Source organism: Falsiroseomonas oryzae, assembly GCF_027856955.1.
Taxonomy (GTDB): Bacteria; Pseudomonadota; Alphaproteobacteria; order Acetobacterales; family Acetobacteraceae; genus Falsiroseomonas; species Falsiroseomonas oryzae.
The window spans coordinates 1-2,463 of sequence record NZ_JAPSMD010000622.1 but is presented as its reverse complement, the minus strand read 5'-3'; the positions used below and the strand labels follow the sequence as shown (position 1 = coordinate 2,463).

At 73.2% G+C, this 2,463-nt stretch carries 1 protein-coding gene; it reads right to left on the bottom strand.

Annotated elements, in window-relative coordinates:
• Nucleotides 1-2,301 (bottom strand): FG-GAP-like repeat-containing protein (locus OZN99_RS29740; protein ID WP_270938826.1); only part of this gene is annotated, 2,301 nt, incomplete at its 3' end.
• Between the last annotated feature and the right edge of the window lie 162 nt (nucleotides 2,302-2,463).

Genomic DNA, 2,463 nt, shown 5'->3' with positions numbered 1-2,463 from the left:
GACCGCTCCAGGCGCCAGCGCCGGGCCGGTCGCGCCGGGCAGATCCTGCCAGCCGCCCTCCCCGTCCTGCGTCTGCCAGGCGTAGCTCACCGCGCCCAGACCGTCCGCGTCGCGCAGCCGCGCCTCCACGCCGAGCGCCGCCGACGTGCCGGTGACGGCCAGGCGCAGCGCGCCGCCGGTCGGCTGGTTGGCCGGCAGCAGCTCGAAGCTCGCCAGCCCCGCCGACTCCGCCATGCCGTCGCCGACGCGGTAGCGCAGCGTGACCGTGCCGGCCTGGCCCGGCGCCTGCAGGAAGCTCCAGCTGCCGTCGCCATGGTCGGTCAGCGTGCCCTGCCCGCCGACCACGACCACGTCGTGCAGCTGCAACGCATCCCCATCCGGATCCGACCAGCCCGCGAGCAGCGCGGCCGCCTCGATCGGCCGCGCCTCGCCCGCGCGGGAGGCCGGCAGCGCGACGACAGCTGGCCCGACCGGCGCATCGTTCGTCGGCACCACGGTGATGTCCACGACGTGGCGCGGCGTCGTGTTCCGGACCAGGCCGAGCGTGCCATCCGCACGCCCGACGACCAGGTCGGCATCGCCGTCGCCGTCGATGTCGCCGAAGGCCGGCGCCCAGCCGCCCTGTCCGGCCAGCGGATTCCGGCCCCCGGGCACGCGCGCGAAGCCGTCGCCGAGATCGGCCCAGGCAGAGAAAGGCACGTCCGGCAGGCCGTCATTCGCCATGAACCAGAACGGTTCGCTCGCGCCCAACAGCTCGGGCGACCCGTCGCCGTCCAGGTCGATCGCACCGGCCGGGCCGACGATCAGCCCGTCCAGGTCGTCCCTGCGCGGGCCGAGCACGAGCCTGAAGCCGGCATCGGTGTTCTCGTACACCAGCACGCGCCCGTTCAAGCCGCCGGCCACCACCAGGTCCGCGCGACCGTCGCCCACCATGTCGAAGACGACGGGCACGGACAGCGGTTGGCCGGACCCCGAGGTGACGAGCGGAAACAGCTCGGTGCCGTCGAAGGGTGCCGGCGGATCGAGCAGCGGCTTGAAGATGCCGCCGGTGTTCTCGAACACCTGGAGCGTGCGCTCCTCATGGCCCAGCACCAGGTCCGGCAGGCCGTCGCCGGTCACGTCGAGGAAGGCCGGGCTGCTGCGCCGGCCGGGATCGATCGCGGCGAAGGGATTGTCGGCGCCGGCCAGTGCGACGAAGCCATCCACCGTCCCCTGCCAGGCGCGAAGCATTCCGTCCTCCGCACCGACAACGAGGTCCAGCCAGCCATCGGCATTGAAATCGACCAGCGCCGGCACCGCGAAGCCGCCCAGATCCACGCCGGCGAAGGCGCCCTCGCCTTCCGCTTCAGGCACGAAGGCCGCCGGCGCCGTCGGCCGCAGCAGCGAGCCGTCCGGGCTGCGCAGGTCGATGACCAGCTGACGTTCTGATTCGGGGCGGTCGCTCGTCGTGTCGAAAGCCAGGGCGCGGATCAGCGCCTGGATCGTCTCGGCAGGCAGCGCGGGCACCAGGGCGATGCCGAAGGTACCGCGATCCACCCCCTCCACCACCCCGATCACCGCCCCGCCGAACATCACGAACGGGCCGTCGAGCGCGATCCCGTCGGCCGGGTCGCCCTGCGGGACCACCTCGATCCGGTCGCCGTCCAGCAGCCCGCTCACCACCAGCCGGCTCTTCTCCGTCACCTCCCCGGTGAAGACGGCGCCAGGCGCCAGCAGCGCCGCCGCAGGATCGCCGCCATCCTCCGCGATCCGGCGCGCCGCCAGACCCGAGAGGCCGGGCCTGTCGGGCTCGGCCTCGACCCGGACGAGGATCGGGTCTCTGTCCAGGACGAAGAACCCGCCGTCCCGGCCCTGCACGACGACCTCGAGGTTCAGCGTCCGCTCCGCCTGCGGCGCGTCGCTGGCGTTGGCGTAGGCAAGCGCCTCCGCGACGCGCTCCAGGACGTCGGTGTTGCGGTCGAGCAGGGCGAAGGACACGGCCGGGCCGAAATCCACGCCGAAGGTCGTGCCCTCGCCGCCGAAGGCGGTGCCGACGACCCGCCCATCCACGAGCACCTGCGTGCCCTGCAGCCAGACGCCCTCCGTCGGGCTGCCCCGCGGGTCGCGCAGCGTGACGCGGTCCTCGGCGAGCAATCCGCTGACGCGCAGGCCGAAGGGCTCGGCCAGGCCGCCGCCCAGATTGGTGACGATGAACGGCGCAAGGTCGCTGTCGAGACGTTGCGGAACGCGGTTGACCAGGTTCTCGCGGAAGGCGACCTCGGGCTCGACCGAACCGAAGCCGAGCAGTCTCACGCCAGACATCTCCGCTGCCTCCCCAGTGCGAGGCAGCTACCATATCCGGAACGTTCCGAATCGGAATACAGACGCGTTGGTCAGCCCGGCCTGGCCCCGAGCAGCGCGTCGGTCTCCGCGCGCCGCGGCATGCTCGCCGCCGCGCCCGGCCGGGTGCAGGCGATCGCCGCC